This is a genomic window from Methylocystis rosea SV97 (assembly GCF_000372845.1).
Lineage (GTDB): Bacteria > Pseudomonadota > Alphaproteobacteria > Rhizobiales > Beijerinckiaceae > Methylocystis > Methylocystis rosea.
In genome coordinates this window covers 1,904,385-1,924,246 of sequence record NZ_KB889963.1, presented here as the reverse complement: position 1 = coordinate 1,924,246, position 19,862 = coordinate 1,904,385, and the positions used below count along the sequence as shown (strand labels likewise).

Sequence of the window (19,862 nt, the reverse complement as noted above, 5' to 3'; positions counted from 1 at the left end):
GCGCGAAGCGCGACCCGGAATCCAGGGGGAGTCTCCGAAACATTCGGCTGTTGCTCTGGATTCCCGCTTTCGCGGGAATGACAATCCGGTGCTGAAACAATCGGAACTCTGGTAGTTAGGCGCACATGACTCCCCGCATTCGGCTCATCGCCGGCGTCGCTCTCATCGTCTTCGGCTTCGCCCTGCTCGGCTGGGCGATCTACGCCGGGCTCAATCCCACCGCGCCGTTTGAAACGCGGCTCGCGCCGATCTCGGCGGACGCGGCGAAGGATGTCGAAGGCTTCGGACTTACATCCGAGCGCCTCCAGCAGATCGAGGTGTCAGCGAAGGACGAGCGCCGCCCTATCGCGACTGGCGTCGTCGCGCGCGATGAAGCAGGCCGACTGACGCCGCTCACGTGGCGCAATCAGGTGACGGAGCCGGTCTTCTTCGCAGAGGTTTCGGCAGCCGATGCGGCGAAGGTTCTCGCCGCAATTCGCGAACATACGCCGCAGGACGCCGTCGTGCTGGCGTGGTGGGATCTCTCGCGCGCGATTCGGCTCGTCGCCGGGCGCGCCGCGCCGCTCGACGACGCTGAGGCGCGCGGACTTCTGTTGCCGGCCGCCTGGTCGGTAGCGGGGGCGGCAGAGCGCGCGCGATGGGGCGCGGGAGTCCCGACTTCGTCAGCGAACAGCTTCACGCGTTTCATGGACGCGCTGCTCGAGTCCGATGAGACGCGCGCGAGCGAGGCGTTGAAGAAGCTTGCGGACGGCAAGCCCGCCTATGTCGCCGTGCGCATTTCGGACGCGTGGATGCTCGCCGCCGCACGGCCGCAACAGCTCTCCATCGCCTATAAGGATTTTGCCGCGACCGGCGTTTCGCACGGCCTCATCAAATCCGCGCAACAATGGATGCGCGATCAAAAGATCGAAAGCGGCTTCGCCGTCGAACCGATGGGCGGCGCGACGCGGCTGCATTATTTCCAGCGCAAGAGCGACGGCGACAGGCTTATTGCGCGGCTATTGCCGTTCTCCACCTCCCTGCCCTCGCCGCTGACGCGACTTTCCCTTGTCTATCAGCACAAGGGATGGTGGATTTATCGGCTGAATGACTGAGCCCTCCCCCTATGAAATTCCGCACAGCACATGCAGCGGGAAGTGCAGGAACGACCAGTTGACGCTCGTCACCAGACGCGGCGGAATATTCTTTTCGATGACGCGGTGCAGAGTCGGCAATTCGCTCCAATGCGCGTGCGGGTAAAGATGGTGAGCAGTATGAAATCCTAGATTTCCGCTGCGGCGGTTGAACACCGCATGGGTCGTGTTATTGGCGATAACAAAAGGATTGCCGGACGACTCCTTGCATCCGCAGTGATTGAGAAAATCGACATACCGCGTGAAAAAGAACACGGCGAAATGCCACGGCAGAACCAAGCCGAGCGTGAGCCACGGCCGCCACGCGAATAACGCGGCGATCAGGGTGAGATAGAGGCACTGCTCCACGAAGGCCCAGCGGTAATCGATTGGCTCCCTGATGTTTTTGAGGAGGCCCTGCTCGTAGGCTTCACGGAACGGTCCCACGGTCGTCGGCCACATCGAGCGCCAGCAAAACGCCAGAGCGCGGCGGCCCGAGAAAGCTGCGCTCATGTCAAAATCCCGCGCGCGAAATTTCTTTTCGCGGCCACAATGGTGGCCGTAGACATGTTGGATGCGCCAGTTCGATGCGGTGATCCCTGTCGCCGCCCCGAGCATGAGATCGAGCAGAAGATTGAACGCGGGCGAAGTGGTGAAGGGGTAGTGGACGTGCAAATGCAGCAGGTAATTGGCCGAGCCGTTCACGGCGATGAGCGCCAGCAGATAAGCTGTTAGCTCGGCGAAGGAGAGAGGCAGAAAATAGGGAAGAAAAAACGCTGCAGGCGTGATAAGCGCCTGAAGAATTTTGCAAATATCCTCTCGCCGGCAGAATGGCCGGCCGTCAAAAACCGCAATGCGCATCACGCAAACCCAGCAAAAAAGTCCGGAGTCCGCCTCTAGAGCGCCCCGCCCTTCTGACCTTCCAAGCTTTGCTTAACCCTTACGGCTTGTTAACGCATCCTCACTATGGTTTGTTGCGCGACGCACCGCAGCCCCACAAATGGCGAAATTGCGGGCGATAGACCGGGCGTCGCAGCCAAAGCCGCCGCAGAGCGCCTGCCGACTCAAGGACAAATCATGAATCCAGCCGAGATCGCCGCGAGCCCTCTCGCCGCTCCTGCCGCCGACATCACGATTTGGAGCATGTTTTGGGGCGCCCATATCGTCGTCAAGATCGTCATGGTCGGACTGCTCGCCGCCTCGGTCTGGTGCTGGGCGATCATCATCGACAAGACGCTGCTTTTTGCGCGCATGCGCCGCGCGATGGACCGCTTCGAGGAAAACTTCTGGTCGGGCAATTCGCTCGAGGAACTTTACGGCAAGCTCTCCGAGCGGCCGCAGACCGGCACGGCGACGCTGTTCGTCGCCGCCATGCGGGAATGGAAGCGCTCCTTCCAGGCGGGCGCCAGCGCCTCCTTCATGGGACTGCAGGCGCGTATCGAGAAGGTGCTCGATGTGTCCATCGCCCGCGAGGTGGAGAAGCTTGAATCCAATCTGCTCGTGCTCGCGACCGTGGCGTCGGCAGGCCCCTTCGTCGGCCTGTTCGGCACGGTCTGGGGCATCATGACGTCGTTCCGCTCGATCGCGGCCTCGAAGAACACCTCGCTCGCCGTCGTCGCGCCTGGCATCGCCGAGGCGCTGCTCGCCACCGCGATCGGTCTTTTCGCCGCCATTCCCGCGCTGATCGCCTACAACAAGATGCAGGGCGACGTCGCCAAGGCGCAGGCGCGCATGGAAAGCTTCGCGGACGAGTTCTCTGCGATCCTGTCGCGGCAGATCGACCAGCACACGGCGTCCTCGAACCGCGATCGCGCGGCCTAAGGAGCGAGCATGGGCGCTTCCCTCTCGACCCCGGGACGCAAGGGCGGCAGGCGGCGGCGCGGCGTGCCGCGCTACGGCGCCATGGCCGAAATCAACATGACGCCGTTCATCGACGTCATGCTGGTGCTGCTCATCATCTTCATGGTGGCGGCGCCGCTGCTCGCAACCGGCGTCGCCGTCGATCTTCCGCAGACCAAGGCCGGCGCGCTCAACATCGATCAGAAGCCGGTCTCGATCGCCATCGACGAGAAGGGACAGGTGTTCCTGATGGATCAGCCGGTCGAGACGACACAACTGCTCGACAGGCTGAAGGATGCCGTGAAGCAGGGATTCGACGAACGCATCTATGTGCGTGGCTCCAAGGCGGTCAACTACGGCCGCGTCGCCGAAGTGATGTCGCTTGTCATAAGCGCCGGCTACAAGAAGGTCGCGCTGGTGACGGAGCAGGAGAAGAAGTGAGCTGAGCGGAAGTGAAAATTTCGCGCTCCGAACCCGGTTTTCCCCTCTCTTCGGCGATCCACGCGGGATTGCTTCTGGCGGCGTTCGTCCTGTTTTCCGACGCCCGCAAATTCGATGATGCGGTGGAGACGGTTCCGGTCGACCTCGTCACCGACAGCGAACTCACCCAGATCATGAAGGGCGAGAAAACCGCGCGCGAGATCAAGCCCACGCCGCGCGTGGACAAGGTCGCGCCAGAAGCCGAGACGAAGCCCGAGCCGCCGCTCGCACAGGCGAAGAAGGACATAGCGACGCCGCCGCCGCCCGCGCGTCCGCTGCCGCAGCCGACCGCCGACGATGCGCCGCCGACCCCGCCCAAGCGAACCGCCGCGCTGCCGCCGAAGCTGGAGCCGCCGCCAAAGCCTGTGGAAAAGCAATCCGAGCCCAAACCGGTTGCGAAGCCTAAGGCCGCGGCGCCGGAACCCGACAAAAAGGAGCCCGAGAAGAAAGAACCTGAAGAAGCGGAGGTCGTGAAGCCAAAGCCGCCCGCCCGCCCCAAGCCGGACAACGCGGCAAAGGACGCGGCGGCTTTGGAGAAGCCGAAAGAGCGGCTCAAGATCGACGAGGTGGCGAAGCTGCTCGACAGCAAGAAGCAGCAAGACAAGCCTGAGCCTGAGACATCGATCGGCGAACTCGCCGAAAAGGCCGTCAAGGAGTCGAAGCCGAAGTCGGGCGAGGAGAATGCGCCGAAGTCGAAATTCGACGCCGCCAGCATCTCGAAATTGCTGAGCCGCGAAGCGCCGCAACGAAAGGCCGCGACCGGCCGAACGACGCAGGCGGCAGCGCTCGGCGCGCCAACGGGAGCGGCCGCCAGCATGTCGGCTTCGATGGAGGCGCGCATCGCCGCCTATATCCACGATCACTATTATCCTTGCTGGGCGTCTGGATTGTCGCTCGGCGGGCAGACCTATACGCCGATCGTGGAGTTCCATCTTTCGCGCGACGGCGAACTCGAAGGGCGTCCGAAACTGCTGAACGCCTCGGCGAGCCCGACCGAACACGCCCGCGGCGAACAGGCGATGCAGGCGGTGCGCCGCTGCAGCCCGATGCGGATACCGCCCGAGTTCATGCCCTACTACGAAGAGGCTCTGCGCGAAGTCACCATCCGCTTCCAGGATTCGAATTAGTGAGCGGGTTCGTTTGTGGCGAAAGGCTTCACCCCCTCCCCAGCCCTCCCCCGCTCTCGCGGGAGAGGGAGCAAACACTGTGCTTCATCGGCCTCGCGCAAACGCCGATCGTGAGCGTCCCCTCTCCCGCGAGCGAAGCGAAGCGGGGGAGGGACAGGGAGGGGGCTGAAACGCCGCATCCAACAACTTCGTCCATCGCCGCAAAGCGCTACGCTTTCTTCACGCCGATGCCTGAAAGATATCGCCTATGACACGCTGCATCACCCGCCGCGCCGCCGCCGGCCTCCTCGCCGGCGCCGCGCTCGCCCCTTTCCTTCCCGCTTCTCTGGCGCGCGCCGGACGCATCATCGATCTCAAGGGCGGCGGCTTTCAGCCGGTCAATATCGCCGTCGCGCCTTTTGTCGGCGACGACGCCGCGCGCACCGTGACCTCCGTGACGCTAAACAACTTCAAGCGCTCGGTGTTCTTGAATCCGATCGACCCGGGCGCCCTGCCCGCGAACGCCGCGCCGCCGGACGGCGCCCCCTATCTCGCCGCCTTCAAGGCGGTGAACGCGCAATTTGTCCTCACGGGTCGCTCACAACGCGCCGGCGACGGCAGGCTGAAGACGGAGTTCCGACTCTTCGACGTGACGACGGGCGAACAAGTCGCGGGCCAGCAATATGTCACCGAGGCCGCCAACATGCGGCGCGTCGCGCATCTTCTGTCTGACGCCGTTTTTTCCCGCATCACTGGCGAGAAAGGCTTCTTCGACACACGCATCGTTTTCGTCGATGAAACCGGCTCAAAGGAAAGGCGCCGCAAGCGCCTCGCCATGATGGATCAGGACGGCGCGAATGTGCGCTATTTGACGCGCGGCGACGAACTCGTCGTCACGCCGCGGTTTTCGCCCAATTCGCTCGACGTCACCTACATGTCGTTTGGCGCCGACGGCGACCCCAAAGTCCTGTTGATGAATATCGAGAACAGCCAGCGCGAAGTGGTCGGCAATTTTCCGGGCATGACCTTCTCGCCGCGGTTCTCGCCCGACGGACAGAAGATCATCATGTCGCTGGCGCAGGGCTCGACGACCAATCTTTACACGATGGATCTGCGCTCGCGCACGACGATGCGCCTGACCGACACCGGCGCCATCGACACCGCGCCCTCCTACTCGCCCGACGGCGCGCGCATCGTCTTCGAGAGCGATCGCGGCGGCTCGCAGCAGATATATGTCATGGGCGCGCATGGCGGCGAGGCGAAGCGCATTTCATTCGGCGGCGGGCGCTATTCAACGCCCGTTTGGTCGCCCAAGGGCGACTACATCGCCTTCACCAAGCAGAACGGCGGCAATTTCTCGATCGGCGTCATGAAGATTGACGGTTCCGGCGAGCGCATTCTTACCGAGGGCTTTCACAATGAAGGGCCGACCTGGGCGCCGAACGGTCTCTTCCTGATGTTCTTCCGCGATTCTTCTGGCGGCGGCGGACCGAAAATCCACATGGTCGACGTCTTCGGTCGTTCGGAGACTCAGGTCCCGACGCCAGGCTATGCGAGCGATCCCGCCTGGGGCCCGCTGCAGGATTGAGCAAACGCGCGCTTTTCGATTAGACTGCCTTTATGAAACGTGTCGAAGCCATCACGCGACTGCAGGAATACGCGCCGGCCATCAAGGCTCGCGGCGCGACATCGTTGTTCCTCTTTGGCTCCGCCGCGCGCGATGAAGCGGCGGCGGACAGCGATCTCGATCTTTTCATCGACTATGATCCCGCCAGCCGATTCAACGCATTTGATCTTGTCGGCATTAAACTTTTTCTCGAGGATGAGTTGAAGACTGCGGTGGATTTGACCACTCGGGACGGCCTGCATCCTCGCCTGCGGCATGCGATCGAGAAATCGGCGGTCCGCGTTTTTTAATGGCTCGCGAATTCCTCCACGCCATCGACGACATTTTGGACGCTATTGCCGGCATTGAGGACGCCACGCGCGGAAAGAGCCTGGCCGACTATCGACAACAATGGCTTCTGCGTCACGCCATTCAACGCGCAATCGAGATCATTTCTGAAGCAAGCCGCGCAATTCCAGACGAAGTGAAGGCGACGCAGCCAACCATTCCATGGCGCAGCGTTCGCGCTATCGGCAATGTATTGCGTCACGAATATCAAGGACTCTCCGATCAAATCATATGGAATGTGGTGGTCGACGAATTGCCGAAACTCAAAGAGGCGATTACGCACATTCGGAATAAATTCGATGCGACCGGCCCTTCAAAATGACCAAACCCGTCCGCATCGAAGAAAGCTGGCGCAAACATCTCGCTGCGGAATTCGAACAGCCGTATTTCCGCGAGCTGCGGGAATTTGTCCGCGGCGAATATGTCGCGGGCCGGATCTATCCGCCGGCGTCGCAGATTTTTCGCGCCTTCGACGAATGTCCGTTCGACAAGGTGAAGGCCGTCATTCTCGGGCAAGACCCCTATCACGGCGCCGGCCAGGCCTGTGGCCTTTGCTTCGCGGTCGGCGCGACGACGACGACGCCGCCCTCGCTCCAGAACATCTTCAAGGAAATCGAAGCCGATCTCGGCCGTCCGGTTTCGCGCGATCCCGATCTTTCACGCTGGGCGCGCCAGGGCGTGCTGCTCCTCAACGCGACGCTCACCGTGCGCGAGAACGCCGCTGGCTCGCACCAGAACAAGGGCTGGGAGCAATTCACCGACGCCGCCATTCACGCCCTATCGCGCGAACGCGAAGGCGTTGTGTTCATGCTGTGGGGCGCCTACGCCCGGCGTAAGGGCGCGAGCATCGATCGGCGCAAACATCTCGTGCTCGAATGCGCGCATCCGTCGCCGCTTTCGGCGAACAATGGTTTTTTCGGCTGCAAGCATTTCTCGAAGGCGAATGATTACCTGATCGCACACGCGGAAACGCCGATCGATTGGTGAGGTTCGAGCGCGCAAAAGTCGTGCGCGAATCCTTCTCCCTTTGGCGCGCGAAGCGCGACGGATGAGGGGTATTGAGCATATGATCTGCGCTCCCCCTCACCCGACCCGGCTTCGCCGGGCCACCCTCTCCCGATGGGAGAGGGAAAACGCCTCATTTGCCTGCCGCCGCCGCTTCATGAATCTTGAGCAGCTCTTCGTCAGTCTGGGCGACGCGCGCAAAGCATGGACGCGACGTCACGCGCTCGACATATGCGGAGATGTGCGCGCTTTCGGGAACAAGGCCGAAACCGACTGTCCACCGCAGCGCGCCGCCCCAAAGAATGTCGGCGGCGGTGAAGCGCTCGCCGAAGAGATAGGGGCCTTGCGCCAATTGCGCGTTGATCAGCGCCATGACGCCATCAAAATCCCCGTAGGGACTTCTGCTTGCGGGCGCCGGCTCGCGCTTCATCGAACGATCGACGATCGCAGGCTCGAACGCCGACCCGTAGAACACGAGCCAGCGCAGATATGGCCCGCGTAAGGCGTCGCCAATCGCCGGCGCGAGACCCTTCTGTGGAAAGGCGTCGGCAAGATAGATGAAAATCGCGCCAAGCTCCGTCACAAGCGCGCCATTGTGAACGATGGCCGGCACTTTTCCGAGCGGATTGACGGCGAGGTATTCCGGCTTGCGTTGTTCGCCAAGTTGGAAATTCAACACGCGCAGTTCGTAGGGAACGTCGAGTTCCTCAAGCAGAGTCAGCACGCTAGAGGCGCGTGTGCGCGGCGCGTAATATAGGATCGGATTGTCGTCGTTCATTGGCGCTCTTTGTCTGAAGATTAGGGGACGAACAACAGAAAAATATATGTCGCGAAAACGACGAGATGCACCAGCCCGGTCATGAGATTCGTGCGGCCAGCGCCGAAGCTTACAACGCTCAGCAGCAATGTCAGCAGCAGCAAGACGGTGTCGCGTTTTTCGAGACCGAAGACGATCTCCCGGTTCGTCGCGACGCTCAGCAGCGCCACGGCGGGAACCGTGAGCCCGATCGTCGCGACGACAGAACCGAGCGCGCCGTTCAGACTTGTCTGAAGCGCGTTGCGCGTCGCGGCGCGGATGGAGTTCATGGATTCTGGAAGCAGGACCAGCATCGCCACAGCCGCGCCGGTCACCCGGTTCACGTCGTCGACGCCCCCCCAGCGAAGCGCCTCTTCAAGACCGGGAATGACACGCTCCGCGAGAAGCGAGACGCCAAGCAGGCTGGCGCCCAGTCCCACAACTGCGAATATCGTCGCCGCGCGCGAAGGCTTCGCCTCGCCGTGGCCCACGGCGGCGACATGCACGTCGATGAAATAGGACCGGTGCCGCACGGTCTGGATGAAAAGAAATGCGCCGTAGAGCAGCACCGACAGAACGCTGACGAAAATGAGCTGAGTTGTAGACAGAGTAGGTCCGTAGCTCGACGTGGTATAGTCGGGCAGAATGAGCGTAAGAACGGAAAGCGCGATCAGGATGGCCAGATAGGCGCTCGTCGCCATCGGCTGGAGTTCCTGCTCGTGATGACGGAAGCCGCCGAGCAGAAGGCAGAGGCCGACGAGGCCATTGCAAACGATGATGATTGCGGAGAACACCGCCTCGCGCGCTTCGGTCGGATCCTCATCGCCATGTTCGATCATCGAGGCCATGATCGCGACCTCGATAAATGTTACGGCGATGGTGAGGACGAGCGTGCCATAGGGTTCGCCCGTCTTGGCGCCGAGAATTTCGGCGTGCTGCAAGGCGGCGAAGACGGCCCCGATCAACAAGACCGCTGCGAGAGTCGACGGCATAAAATCGATGGACGCCGGTATTTTCGAAATCCAGCGCTCGCCGAACAAAAAAACCCCGGCCAGCCCAAGCGCCAGCGCCGGAAACAGGACCGCGCCAACGGTGATCCTCGCCGCCTGCATGCCGTCCCCTGATCGTCGCAGCCCAAGCTTTGCGGGACTGTGGCCAGACGGTCAGGCGGGCGCAAGGCGGCGCGCCGGGGAAATGCGCCAGGGGTCGAGGTTCTACACAGAACTTTGGTCCGGGCGGCCGCCTCCAGCGAGCCTTTCCATCGCGGCCGGCGGCGAATAGATCTAGGTGAATGACCGCTCACGCCAATCCGCGCGATCTGCCCCCTGAAGAAGACGATGTCTTTGATGCGCCCGAGGTCGCGGCGGAGGCAGAGGCGGAGCCGTGCGATACGGGAGCCGAAGCGCCCGAGACGCCCGAAAGCGTCAAGCGCGGCGTCGACGTCATCAAGAAGCATTGGCGGCACGCGCCGAACGGCCCCGGCGTCTATCGCATGATCGCCGAAAGCGGCGAGGTGCTCTACGTCGGCAAGGCGAAAAACGTGCGCAAGCGCGTCGCGAGCTATACGCGTCTTGCAGGTCACGTGAACCGCATTGCGCGGATGATTTCGGCGACCACGACGATGGTGTTCATCTCGGTCGAGACCGAAACCGACGCGCTGCTTTTGGAAGCCAATCTCATCAAGCAGTTGAAGCCGCGCTTCAACGTGCTGATGCGCGACGATAAATCCTTCCCTTACATTCTGATCGCCATGGATCACGAGGCGCCGCAGATCCTCAAGCACCGGGGCGCCCGCGCGCGCAAGGGAGACTATTTCGGTCCCTTCGCCAGCGTCTGGGCGGTCAATCGGGCGCTGAACGCGCTGGAGCGCGCATTTCTTTTGCGATCCTGCTCGCAAAGCTTCTTCGACAATCGCACGCGTCCGTGCCTGCTCTATCAGATCAAACGCTGTTCGGGCCCGTGCACCGGCGAAATCTCCATGGAGGATTACGCCGAGCTCGTGCGGGAGGCGCGGGATTTCCTCTCCGGCAAGAGTCGAAACGTCCGCGAACAGCTGGCGCGCGAAATGACCGAAGCCTCCGAGCGGCTGGAATTCGAGCGCGCGGCGCGGCTGCGCGATCGAATCTCGGCGCTTTCAGCCGTTCAAGGCGCGCAGGGGATCAATCCACGCAGCGTCGAAGAAGCCGACGTCTTCGCGATCGCCAAGGACGCCGGACGCTTCTGCGTCGAAGCGTTCTTCTTTCGCGCCTATCAGAACTGGGGCAATCGCTCCTACTTCCCCCGCGCCGACGCGTCGCTGTCCGAGTCCGAAGTTCTCGACGCCTTTCTCGCGCAGTTTTATCAGGAGCACCCTTCGGCCCCCTGCGTCTTTCTCTCGCATCCGATCGAGGACAGCGCGCTGCTTGAAGAAGTGTTGACCGCGCGGCTCGGCCGCCGCGTCGAAGTGCTCGCGCCGCAGCGCGGCGAGAAGCGCGAACTCGTGGACCACGCGCTTCAGAACGCGCGGCAGGCGCTCGGCCGCAAGCTCGCCGAAGACGCAAGCCAGCAGCGCCTGCTCGGAGCGCTCGGCCAGGCCTTCGGTCTCGTCTCGGCGCCGCGGCGTATTGAGGTCTACGACAATTCCCACATCGGCGGCGCGCAGGCGATCGGCGCGATGATCGTCGCGGGCCCCGCCGGATTCATGAAAGCCCACTACCGCACCTTCAACATCAGAAGCGCGGAAATCACGCCGGGGGACGACTTTGGCATGATGCGCGAGGTGCTCACCCGCCGGTTCGCGCGGCTCGCAAAGGATGGAGAAACGGAGCAGGATCGCGAGGCTTTTCCGGCAAAGCCTGATCTCATTCTGATCGACGGCGGACGTGGCCAATTCGACGTGGCGCGCGACGTCTTGCGCGAACTTGGAGTCGAAGGGGTGGCGATCGCGTCGATCGCCAAGGGCGCCGACCGCAACGCCGGGCGCGAAACATTCTTCGTCGAAGGCCGCGAGCCGTTTCGCCTGCCGCCGCACGATCCGGCGCTCTACTTTGTGCAGCGCCTGCGCGACGAAGCGCATCGTTTCGCGATCGGCACGCATCGCGCGCGGCGCAAAAAGGAATTCACCAAGAATCCGCTGGATGAGATCGCCGGCGTCGGGCCATCGCGCAAACGCGCGCTGCTCCTGGCGTTTGGGTCGGCGAAAGCGGTGTCAAGGGCGGCGCTTTCGGATCTGGAGAAGGTTCCCGGCGTCAACAAGACGACGGCGCGGCTCGTCTATGAGCATTTCCAGCGCGGAGAATGAAAGCCGTCAAATCTCGACCTGCCCGCCAAGCTCGACGACGCGGCCTGGCGGAATTTGAAAGAACTCAGTCGCAGGAAGAGCGTTGCGGTGGAGAAACTGATAGATCCGCAGCTTAAATCTCCGCCATTTCGAGAGGCCAGCCGGGACGATCGTCAAGCGGCCGACGAAGAACGACGTTTCCATCATGTTGAAGTGAAACGGAACGCAAAGCGATTCGAGAAGCAGCGCGCGCGGAATGTCGGGTTGCTCCATGAAACCATAATGAATGGTAATCGCGTAAACTTCGTCGTCGAGCATCATTGACTCGACGCGTTGCGAAGGATTAACGCGCGGGATTTGCTCGGTCTCGACGTGCAGCAGCACGATGCGTTCATGCAGAACCTTATTGTGCTTGAGATTGTGCAAGAGCGGAACAGGAACGACGTCGCTGCGACTGGACAAATAAACCGCAGTGCCTTTTACGCGCGGCTTGCCACGAAATTGCGTAATGAAGCTCGGTATGGGGAGCGTGTCGCGCTCCAACGCGGTGCGCATATCCTTGTAGCCCTCCGCCCAGCAACTCATCAGGAAGTACAAGACCGCGGCGGTCGTGATCGGTATCCATCCGCCATCGAAGAACTTCACCATGTTGGCCGCGACAAAGGAGCCGTCGACGAGGATGAACAGACCTGCAACGACCAGACTCACGGCCAAGCTCCAGCGCCAGATTTCGCGCATCGCGAGGAACATCAGGATGCTCGTGAGCAGCATCGTCAACGATACGGCGATTCCGAAAGCCGCCGCGAGATGTTCCGACGACCGAAAGGTGACGGTCAGAACGAGAGTGAGCGCCATCAAGGACCAATTGACAAAACCGACGTAAATCTGACCGTAACTTTCTTCCGATGTCTGTGTGATGTGTATGCGTGGCAGCAACCCAAGCTGGATGGCTTGTCGCGTCATCGAGAAAGCGCCGGTGATAATCGACTGGCTCGCAATTACGGTCGCGACCGTCGCCAACCCGACGAGCGGCAGTTGCAACGCAGTTGGACAGAGATCGAAAAACGGATTGGCGGATGCCTCGGCAGGGCGATCGACAAGGAGAGCGGTCTGACCGGCGTAATTGAGCAGGAGCGCCGGCAGGACTAGGCCATACCATGCAAGTCGGATCGGCCCTCGACCGAAATGCCCCATGTCGGCATAAAGGGCCTCGGCGCCCGTGGCGCACAGGAACACCGCGCCGAGCAACAGAAATCCAGCCATCCCATGCGTCGCGAGATAATAGAGGCCGATGGTGGGATTGAGCGCCCAGAGCACCTCGGGATGCTTGACGACGCCCCCCAAGCCCAAAGCGCCAATGACAAGGAACCATAGCGTCATGACCGGCCCGAAGAGCTTCGAAATGCGCGCCGTGCCTTGCGATTGCAAGCTGAACAAGCCGATGAGAACCACAACGGACAGCGGCGCGACATAGGGGGCAATCGGAGGGGCCGGCGTCTTCAATCCTTCAAGCGCGCTCAAAACTGAGATCGCCGGCGTGATCGCGCCGTCGCCGAACAGCAGCGCAGCGCCGAGCATTCCGATGGCGATAACGAAGGGGCGACGCATGTGCTTGACGCCGAGCAGCGACATCAGCGCCAGAATGCCGCCCTCGCCCTCGTTGTCGGCGCGCATGATGACCGCGACATATTTGATCGATGTGATGATAATCAGCGTCCAGACGATCAGCGAGAACATGCCGAGCGCTTCTTCCGGCGTGACGGCGCCGCCGGCCCATTCGACTGCTGTTTTGATCGTATAGAGCGGGCTGGTGCCGATATCGCCATAGACGACGCCCAAAGCGCCAAGGGAGAGCGCTCCAAGGCGAGCGCGATGGCTCTCCGTCGCAGCCGCGCTACCCACCATCAACGCCCCCCCCAATTTTGGCGATGTCGAATTTGGATCGTAATGAATGTCCAACGTCCGAGCCGGGCGGCGGGACCGAATCGGAGTTCGCCGCTGATACAGGCTAATCAATTCTCTTATAAAGGGACTATTGGGAAAAACGGCGCCGAAGACCTTCACGGTCCCTCGACCGTGTCGTCATGAGCGACGCCCGCCTCCAGCAAGGACAATCGCCCGCGCAGTCTTTGCAAGTCGCCTTCTTCGATTTTGCCGACGCATCCTGCGAGCGCCCGCCGACCACGCTCGGCGAGACATTCGCGGAGCGTCGGGTCGCTTACAGTGCTCGCGATGTCTCCGAGCGCGCGCATCAACCTCAGGCTCACCGCGGCGTCTGCGGCGGCATAGTGGCGGATTTGCTCAAATGCGAGGTCGAGCAAGCCATTAAAATTGATCCACGGAATCGCGACGCGCAGCACATGGGGCGGATCGAAGTAATAGCTTCGCGGCGGAACTCGGCCGATCCACCGGATCAAGATGCAGCCAAGTTGATCCACACAGCTGATGGCTGTCGTCGGATCGTTGATCGCAGGCGAAATTGCTCGCAAGGCAATGTCGACGATTTGTACAATGCCGAATTCGACGTCCTGCTGCATCGTTCGGGTCGGACCGATGTCGATTGTGGACAGAAGCTCGACGGCGCGTTCCTCGGTGATTCGGTCGCCTCGCGAAAGTCTCATGAGCGCGGCGCCTTCAGGAACGAAATGGCCGACGCGACGCTCCAGGCGCAAACAGACTCCAAAATTTTTGGCGGCCCCACACAGCCGCGGGATATCGACATATCGGATATATCCCGATTGCCGACTTCGCAGAACGACCTCCAACCTGCCCTGAAACGATTCCGCCGCGTCGAGCGGTTGAATCGGCCGCCGGGTGTCCGGCATCAACTCGTCGATCACGAGCTCCGTCTCGCGTCGGATGCGATCGACGATATTGTTGACGCTGATGGCGTTGGAGATGTGATGAATGAAATAAATGAGCCAGCCGACGCAAATCGGCGCGAGCGCCATGGCGCCCGCGACGGTCACAACCGGCGCAAAGGGCTGGGGCAGCGTGCGGGCGGCGGGCAGCGCCGCGATACAATAGGAAAAAGTCCCGAGAAAGATTCCGAGCGTCCATTGCGTCACATGGTCACGCACGAAGCTGATGAGAATGCGTGGGGAAAACTGCGTCGAAGCGAGCGTCAGCGTCATCAGGAGTATGGCGAAGACGATCGACACGACCGTCATCGTCGAGGTAGCGATGCTGGTTAGGATCGCCTGTGCGACTTGTGGATCCGCCTGTGACGGAAATAACAGCCTGGGAACGAAGCGACGGATTCCTGGAAACTTTTCCTCCAGTTCGGAGAGCAGCGCCCCACAAACCCCTAACGACAAAGCGATCGCTAACGGGCGAAGGAGAAACCCTCCCCGAAGCGCGTATAGCGTCGATCGCAGCAACGCCCGCGGCGAAATTGGTCTGCGCATGTCGAATCTCGGCTTTTTGCGGCGACTAAGCGGCCACCCTACTGACCGCCGCAGGAGACGTCGCCTTCTTGGCAGGTGAGCTGATGCTGCAGCCGTTTCGTCTGCTGCTCGGTCACATCCATGAGACATTGCGCCATGACCATGCTGTGAATGCTGCCGTCGATCGTCCCCAGAGTCTCAAAGGCGCATTGCGCATCCCGGTAGGCGATCCAGGATTTTTGCGCCTCCCGTAATTTTGACTGCCCCGCCGCGCTGATCTTTTTTTGCAATTTGGCGTAGAAGGCGTTGAGTTTCGCGTCGGCCTGTTTGAAATTCTCTCCCGCGCACAGATTGAGGGCAGTCTGAGAGCCGCGACCGTCGCAGTCCTTCGCGAACGCCCAGTTCATCGAATGCGTCAGAACGACAAAAGCTGCGCTGATGGCGGCGGCGCGCCGTAAAGGAAAGCTTCTCATTGGCGGATGCTCCTTGCGCCATCGCTATTCCCAGTTGGCACGCTATCATGGGTTGTCATGCGAAAGCTTTTTCGAATCTTTTATCACGCCTATCTCAAGTTTGACCGCGACGACGGTTGGGCGGTCACGAGCTATATCGCGCTCGCAATCCTGACTTCGATGTTTCCGTTTCTCATCTTTCTGACGGCGCTCGCCGGCTTTTTCGGCTTGGGTCAGGAAGCGGAAGCCGCGAGAAAACTGCTCTTCGACACATGGCCCCCGGATGTGGCCGGTCCGATTTCCCGGGAGATCAGCAATGTGCTGACGCAGCCGCGCGGCGGGCTGCTGACGCTGGGCGCGATCTTCGCCATATATTTCTCCTCTACCGGAGTGGAAGCGCTGCGCGTCGCGCTGAACCGGGCCTATGACCTCAAGGACAAGCGCCCCTGGTGGCTGACGCGCCTCGAATCAATTCTTTACGTCTTTCTCGGCGCGGCCGCGCTCCTCGCCGTCGCTATTCTGCTCGTGCTGGGGCCTCTCGCGCGCGCGATCGCCGAACGCTACATCCCCGCCCTCGTGCAGGATCTTCAGCCCCTTTACGCGCCGGTGCGCTATGGCGTCACCACCGCCCTGTTGGCCATTGCCCTGTATGCGGCTCATAAATTTTTGCCCGCGGAGCGGCGCAACCTTACCTTCATCGGGCCAGGCATCGCGCTGACGCTGATCGCGTCGCTCGCGCTAGGCGCCGGCTTCGGCGCCTATCTCGCGAGATTCGCCGGCAGCTATGTTTCGACCTACGCCGGCCTCGCCTCGATCGTGATCGCCATCGTTTTTCTTCAGATGCTGGCGGCGATCTTCATCTATGGCGCCGAACTCAACCAGACGGTCGCGGCGGGCGGCAACAGCCCGGAAAACCAGGGTTAAGCGCACCTTAACCGAGATTTTTTACGCTGCCGCATCCGCGCGCCGTTGGCGGCGCTGCGATCAAGCGAGGCTTCTCCTCATATGCGCAGCCATGCAAGGGGCCATTTTACCGAGCAGCTTCGCGAGTTCGCGGCGCGGAGGCTGGCGGAAATGCTGGGCGCCGCCTTGCTCGTGAGCGCCGCCGCGCTCACACTGGCGCTCGTCAGCTGGTCCGCCCGCGATCCTTCACTCAACCACGCGACCTCGGGCCACGTCCGCAATCTGCTCGGCGGACCGGGCGCGATCGTCTCCGATCTGTTGATGCAGCTCGTCGGCTTCGGCGCCATCGCCGCTATCGTGCCAATCGCCACCCAGGGATTGCGTCTCATGCGACGGCGCCGAATCGGCCGCGTGATGCTGCGCGTCGGCCTCTGTGTCCTAGGCGTCTTCGCAACCGCCGCGACCGCGTCGCTCTTGCCCGCGACCAACCGCTGGCCGCTGCCCACCGGCCTCGGCGGCGTCGCCGGCGACGCCATCCTGACCGTTCCGCGGCTGATCTTTGCCGGCTCGGGCGTTCTTACCGCGCTCTTTGGCGCCGGCGCCGCTCTCGTCGCGATCCTCGCCGTCACCGGCGCAGCGGGACTGGGCTTCGAATCCGAAGCGGATATGCGCAGCCGCTCCTCTGAAGATGACGCGAAGATTCGTCCGGGCGCCGACGATGACGACGACGCCGGCGGCGAGCCTGGCGTCGCGTTGATCTCGCTCGGCGCGCTAATTCATCTTGGACTGGCGCTGAAGGCCTGGATGCTGCGCGCCGCCGCAAGATTCAGACGTCGCGCCGCGACGACGGACCGGCCGCCGCCGCCGCGCTATCCGCGCGTCGAGCCCACTTTCGAGGATCTGGACGTTTTTCCCGGCTTTGCGTCGCCGGGAGCCCAAGATCTCGACGAGCCGCCCTTTGAACCCGCGGTCTCCCCGCCCGCGCCTGCGCCCCGCAGGACGCGTGCGCCTGCTCGCGCCGCGCAGCCCCGCTTCAATACGCGCTATGAAACGCCGCCCCTGACCCTTCTGGCCGAGCCGAAGAAGCAGGCGAGCGGCGTCAAGCTCCCGCAGGAGGCGCTCGAGCACAACGCGCGTCTGCTCGAAGGCGTGCTCGAGGATTTTTCCGTCAAGGGCGACATCATCAACGTCCGCCCCGGGCCGGTGGTCACGCTCTATGAGCTGGAGCCGGCGCCCGGCATCAAGAGTTCGCGGGTCATCGGCCTCGCCGACGACATCGCCCGCTCGATGTCCGCCATCTCCGCCCGTGTCGCCGTCGTGTCGGGGCGCAACGCCATCGGCATCGAACTGCCGAACCAGCGTCGCGAGATGGTCTATCTGCGCGAACTCATCGCCTGCGAGGATTTCGTCCGCTCCAACCACAAGCTCGCCATCGCGCTTGGCAAGACGATCGGCGGCGAGCCGGTGATCGTCGACCTCGCCCGAATGCCGCATCTCTTGGTCGCCGGCACCACCGGCTCCGGCAAGTCGGTCGCGATCAACACCATGATCCTGTCGCTGCTCTATCGGCTGAAGCCCGAAGAATGCCGGCTCATCATGGTCGATCCGAAGATGCTGGAGCTCTCCGTCTACGACAACATTCCCCATCTGCTGACGCCCGTCGTCACCGACCCGAAAAAGGCGGTCGTGGCGCTCAAATGGGCGGTGCGCGAGATGGAGGATCGCTACAAGAAAATGTCGAAGCTCGGCGTGCGCAACATCGACGGCTACAATGTCCGCGTCGCCGACGCGCAGGCCAAGGGCGAGACGATCACCCGCACGGTGCAGACGGGCTTCGATCGCGAGACCGGCGAGGCGATCTTCGAGCATGAGGAGATGACGCTCTCGACGCTGCCTTATATCGTCGTCATCGTCGACGAGATGGCGGATCTTATGCTCGTCGCCGGCAAGGACATCGAGGGCGCGATCCAGAGACTGGCGCAGATGGCGCGCGCCGCCGGCATCCATCTGATCATGGCGACGCAGCGCCCCTCCGTCGACGTCATCACCGGCACGATCAAAGCGAATTTCCCGACGCGCATCTCCTTCCAGGTGACCTCAAAGATCGACAGCCGCACGATCCTGGGCGAACAGGGCGCCGAGCAGCTGCTCGGCCAGGGCGACATGCTCTACATGGCGGGCGGCGGCCGCATTTCGCGCGTGCATGGGCCTTTCGTGTCCGACCGCGAAGTCGAGGACATCGTCGCCCATGTGAAGACGCAAGGCGCGCCGCAATATCTCGACGCCATCACCGCCGAGGACGATGTTGGCGAAGACGGCGAAGCGCCCCTGCCCGGCTCGATGGACGCGGAGGAAGGCGGCGATCTTTACGACCGCGCCGTCAATATCGTGTTGCGCGACAAGAAGTGCTCGACGAGCTACATCCAGCGCCGCCTCTCGGTCGGCTACAACAAGGCCGCTTCGCTCGTAGAGCGCATGGAGCAGGAAGGCGTCGTCTCCGCGCCTAACCACGCCGGAAAGCGCGAAATTCTCGTTGGCGGCGGCATCGACCGGGGCGCCTTCGATATCGAGGCGGCGGAGTAGGCTTCGCCCCCAATTCCGCCAACTTATGCTAGGAAGACGGCGACAGCTTCCCCAGAATCGGAACCCGCCGTGACATACGTTCACTTTGCCGCCCTGCTCGCCGCGCTTTCACTCGCCGTCCCGGCCGCCGCTGCGACCATCGCGCGCGCTGCGCCGCCGTCGCAGGGAGGCGTTCCGGCTGTCGCTGAGAATAAAGCAGCGGAGGCGAAGCCTGCCGGTCCCGCGGACGCAAGGTCGAAATCGGCTGAGGTCAAGCCTGAAGACGAGAAGAGCGGAGACGCCAAGCCCGTGACCGTCAAGCCCGTGACGGCCAAGCCCGGCGAGGCGAAGCCCGCAGAGCCCCCGTCAGCCGGGAAGAAGGGCGCCAAGCCATCCGCGCAGGGGCCCTCCCCCTCCTCTGCCGCCGCCACGATCGCGCCGCCGCCCGCGCCGGAGCCGGAGAAGCCGCTCACCCGCGCCGAAGCGCTCAAGCGCGCCAACGCATTTTTCAACGCTTCGCCGGTGATGACCGCCGATTTCGTGCAGATCGGCGGCGACGGCAAGCGTTCGGAAGGCAAGCTTCACGTTCAGCGCGCCGGCCGCGTGCGCTTCGAATACGCGCAGCCGGCGACGATGGAGGTCGTGGCCGATGGCGCGCAGGTCGCAGTGCGCGACCGTAAGCTCAACACGCAGGATCTCTACTTCATCACCCAGACGCCGCTCAAATTTCTGATGAAGGACAAGATCGACCTCGAAAAGGACGTCATCGTCGAGGATGTGAAGATCGACGATTCCGGCGTCACCGTCTCTATCGAGGACAAGGCGACCTTCGGCGGCACGTCGCACGTGCGTCTGATCTTCGACCCCAAGACCTTCAAATTGAAGCAATGGGAGGTGAAGGACCCGCAAGGCTATGAGACCTTGATTTCGGTCTTCAACATCGACCAGGCCAAAGTGCCCGATCCGGCGCTGTTCAAGATCAACAAATAAGCCGTTGCCGTCGGCCCA

Annotated in this window: 18 protein-coding genes; 12 read left to right on the top strand and 6 right to left on the bottom strand. The window is 62.4% G+C overall.

The window, feature by feature from the left end:
• Window positions 1-125 precede the first annotated feature (125 nt).
• Window positions 126-1,094, top strand: coding sequence for a hydroxylamine oxidation protein HaoB (haoB, locus tag A3OO_RS0110025; protein WP_018407711.1), 969 nt, complete (start codon window positions 126-128; stop codon window positions 1,092-1,094).
• Between the two features lie 9 nt (window positions 1,095-1,103).
• Here the strand turns inward: haoB and A3OO_RS0110020 are convergent, their stop codons facing one another.
• Window positions 1,104-1,973, bottom strand: coding sequence for a fatty acid desaturase (locus tag A3OO_RS0110020; RefSeq protein WP_018407710.1), 870 nt, complete (start codon window positions 1,971-1,973; stop codon window positions 1,104-1,106).
• A 216-nt stretch (window positions 1,974-2,189) separates the two neighbouring features.
• On the opposite strand from A3OO_RS0110020, the gene tolQ reads away from it, so the two are divergent.
• From tolQ to ung, 7 genes are all read left to right on the top strand, one after another.
• Entirely contained in the window at window positions 2,190-2,933 is a 744-nt protein-coding gene (gene tolQ, locus A3OO_RS0110015; RefSeq protein WP_026222865.1) for a protein TolQ, read from the top strand.
• A gap of 9 nt (window positions 2,934-2,942) precedes the next feature.
• Entirely contained in the window at window positions 2,943-3,392 is a 450-nt protein-coding gene (locus A3OO_RS0110010; protein WP_018407708.1) for an ExbD/TolR family protein, read from the top strand.
• An 11-nt stretch (window positions 3,393-3,403) separates the two neighbouring features.
• Entirely contained in the window at window positions 3,404-4,558 is a 1,155-nt protein-coding gene (locus A3OO_RS0110005; protein WP_018407707.1) for a hypothetical protein, read from the top strand.
• Window positions 4,559-4,805: 247 nt separating this feature from the next.
• Window positions 4,806-6,125 (top strand): Tol-Pal system beta propeller repeat protein TolB, encoded by a 1,320-nt coding sequence (gene tolB / locus A3OO_RS0110000; protein ID WP_018407706.1) that lies wholly within the window; start codon window positions 4,806-4,808, stop codon window positions 6,123-6,125.
• 32 nt (window positions 6,126-6,157) lie between these two features.
• Window positions 6,158-6,454 (top strand): nucleotidyltransferase family protein, encoded by a 297-nt coding sequence (locus A3OO_RS0109995; RefSeq protein WP_018407705.1) that lies wholly within the window; start codon window positions 6,158-6,160, stop codon window positions 6,452-6,454.
• A complete protein-coding gene (locus tag A3OO_RS0109990; protein ID WP_018407704.1) occupies window positions 6,454-6,813 on the top strand; it encodes a HepT-like ribonuclease domain-containing protein in 360 nt (119 codons plus the stop codon). Before A3OO_RS0109995 ends, A3OO_RS0109990 begins: the two co-directional genes overlap by 1 nt.
• Window positions 6,810-7,478, top strand: a complete 669-nt coding sequence (ung, locus tag A3OO_RS0109985; RefSeq protein WP_018407703.1) for a uracil-DNA glycosylase — start codon at window positions 6,810-6,812, stop codon at window positions 7,476-7,478. The genes A3OO_RS0109990 and ung overlap by 4 nt, the downstream gene beginning before the upstream one ends.
• Before the next feature lie 151 nt (window positions 7,479-7,629).
• Here the strand turns inward: ung and A3OO_RS0109980 are convergent, their stop codons facing one another.
• Both A3OO_RS0109980 and A3OO_RS0109975 read right to left on the bottom strand, forming a co-directional pair.
• Entirely contained in the window at window positions 7,630-8,274 is a 645-nt protein-coding gene (locus A3OO_RS0109980; RefSeq protein ID WP_018407702.1) for a glutathione S-transferase family protein, read from the bottom strand.
• Window positions 8,275-8,294: 20 nt separating this feature from the next.
• Window positions 8,295-9,404 carry a calcium:cation antiporter gene (locus A3OO_RS0109975; protein ID WP_018407701.1) on the bottom strand — a complete coding sequence of 370 codons (1,110 nt, stop codon included), beginning with the start codon at window positions 9,402-9,404 and terminating at the stop codon, window positions 8,295-8,297.
• Between the two features lie 179 nt (window positions 9,405-9,583).
• On the opposite strand from A3OO_RS0109975, the gene uvrC reads away from it, so the two are divergent.
• A complete protein-coding gene (gene uvrC / locus A3OO_RS0109970; RefSeq protein WP_018407700.1) occupies window positions 9,584-11,572 on the top strand; it encodes an excinuclease ABC subunit UvrC in 1,989 nt (662 codons plus the stop codon).
• A 6-nt stretch (window positions 11,573-11,578) separates the two neighbouring features.
• Here uvrC and A3OO_RS0109965 read toward each other — a convergent pair whose 3' ends face one another.
• From A3OO_RS0109965 to A3OO_RS0109955, 3 genes are all read right to left on the bottom strand, one after another.
• Entirely contained in the window at window positions 11,579-13,456 is a 1,878-nt protein-coding gene (locus A3OO_RS0109965; RefSeq protein WP_051080349.1) for a potassium transporter Kup, read from the bottom strand.
• Between the two features lie 155 nt (window positions 13,457-13,611).
• A complete protein-coding gene (locus A3OO_RS0109960) occupies window positions 13,612-14,958 on the bottom strand; it encodes a DUF2254 domain-containing protein (RefSeq protein ID WP_026222863.1) in 1,347 nt (448 codons plus the stop codon).
• A 38-nt stretch (window positions 14,959-14,996) separates the two neighbouring features.
• On the bottom strand, window positions 14,997-15,410 hold the full coding sequence (locus A3OO_RS0109955; protein ID WP_018407697.1) for a lysozyme inhibitor LprI family protein: 414 nt from the start codon (window positions 15,408-15,410) through the stop codon (window positions 14,997-14,999).
• A gap of 57 nt (window positions 15,411-15,467) precedes the next feature.
• Here A3OO_RS0109955 and A3OO_RS0109950 point away from each other — a divergent pair, with 57 nt between their 5' ends.
• The 3 genes from A3OO_RS0109950 (at window position 15,468) to A3OO_RS24560 (ending at window position 19,844) form a co-directional block, all read left to right on the top strand.
• Entirely contained in the window at window positions 15,468-16,313 is an 846-nt protein-coding gene (locus A3OO_RS0109950) for a YihY/virulence factor BrkB family protein (RefSeq protein WP_018407696.1), read from the top strand.
• 81 nt (window positions 16,314-16,394) lie between these two features.
• Window positions 16,395-18,875 (top strand): FtsK/SpoIIIE family DNA translocase, encoded by a 2,481-nt coding sequence (locus A3OO_RS0109945; protein ID WP_018407695.1) that lies wholly within the window; start codon window positions 16,395-16,397, stop codon window positions 18,873-18,875.
• A gap of 69 nt (window positions 18,876-18,944) precedes the next feature.
• Window positions 18,945-19,844, top strand: a complete 900-nt coding sequence (locus A3OO_RS24560) for an outer-membrane lipoprotein carrier protein LolA (RefSeq protein ID WP_018407694.1) — start codon at window positions 18,945-18,947, stop codon at window positions 19,842-19,844.
• Window positions 19,845-19,862: the final 18 nt, after the last annotated feature.

Coding starts and splice junctions, on each gene's coding strand:
- haoB (WP_018407711.1), top strand. CDS start 126: ATGACTCCCCGCATTCGGCTCATCGCCGGCGTCGCTCTCATCGTCTTC.
- A3OO_RS0110020 (WP_018407710.1), bottom strand. CDS start 1,973: ATGCGCATTGCGGTTTTTGACGGCCGGCCATTCTGCCGGCGAGAGGAT.
- tolQ (WP_026222865.1), top strand. CDS start 2,190: ATGAATCCAGCCGAGATCGCCGCGAGCCCTCTCGCCGCTCCTGCCGCC.
- A3OO_RS0110010 (WP_018407708.1), top strand. CDS start 2,943: ATGGGCGCTTCCCTCTCGACCCCGGGACGCAAGGGCGGCAGGCGGCGG.
- tolB (WP_018407706.1), top strand. CDS start 4,806: ATGACACGCTGCATCACCCGCCGCGCCGCCGCCGGCCTCCTCGCCGGC.
- A3OO_RS0109995 (WP_018407705.1), top strand. CDS start 6,158: ATGAAACGTGTCGAAGCCATCACGCGACTGCAGGAATACGCGCCGGCC.
- A3OO_RS0109990 (WP_018407704.1), top strand. CDS start 6,454: ATGGCTCGCGAATTCCTCCACGCCATCGACGACATTTTGGACGCTATT.
- ung (WP_018407703.1), top strand. CDS start 6,810: ATGACCAAACCCGTCCGCATCGAAGAAAGCTGGCGCAAACATCTCGCT.
- A3OO_RS0109980 (WP_018407702.1), bottom strand. CDS start 8,274: ATGAACGACGACAATCCGATCCTATATTACGCGCCGCGCACACGCGCC.
- A3OO_RS0109975 (WP_018407701.1), bottom strand. CDS start 9,404: ATGCAGGCGGCGAGGATCACCGTTGGCGCGGTCCTGTTTCCGGCGCTG.
- uvrC (WP_018407700.1), top strand. CDS start 9,584: ATGACCGCTCACGCCAATCCGCGCGATCTGCCCCCTGAAGAAGACGAT.
- A3OO_RS0109965 (WP_051080349.1), bottom strand. CDS start 13,456: ATGGTGGGTAGCGCGGCTGCGACGGAGAGCCATCGCGCTCGCCTTGGA.
- A3OO_RS0109960 (WP_026222863.1), bottom strand. CDS start 14,958: ATGCGCAGACCAATTTCGCCGCGGGCGTTGCTGCGATCGACGCTATAC.
- A3OO_RS0109955 (WP_018407697.1), bottom strand. CDS start 15,410: ATGAGAAGCTTTCCTTTACGGCGCGCCGCCGCCATCAGCGCAGCTTTT.
- A3OO_RS0109950 (WP_018407696.1), top strand. CDS start 15,468: ATGCGAAAGCTTTTTCGAATCTTTTATCACGCCTATCTCAAGTTTGAC.
- A3OO_RS0109945 (WP_018407695.1), top strand. CDS start 16,395: ATGCGCAGCCATGCAAGGGGCCATTTTACCGAGCAGCTTCGCGAGTTC.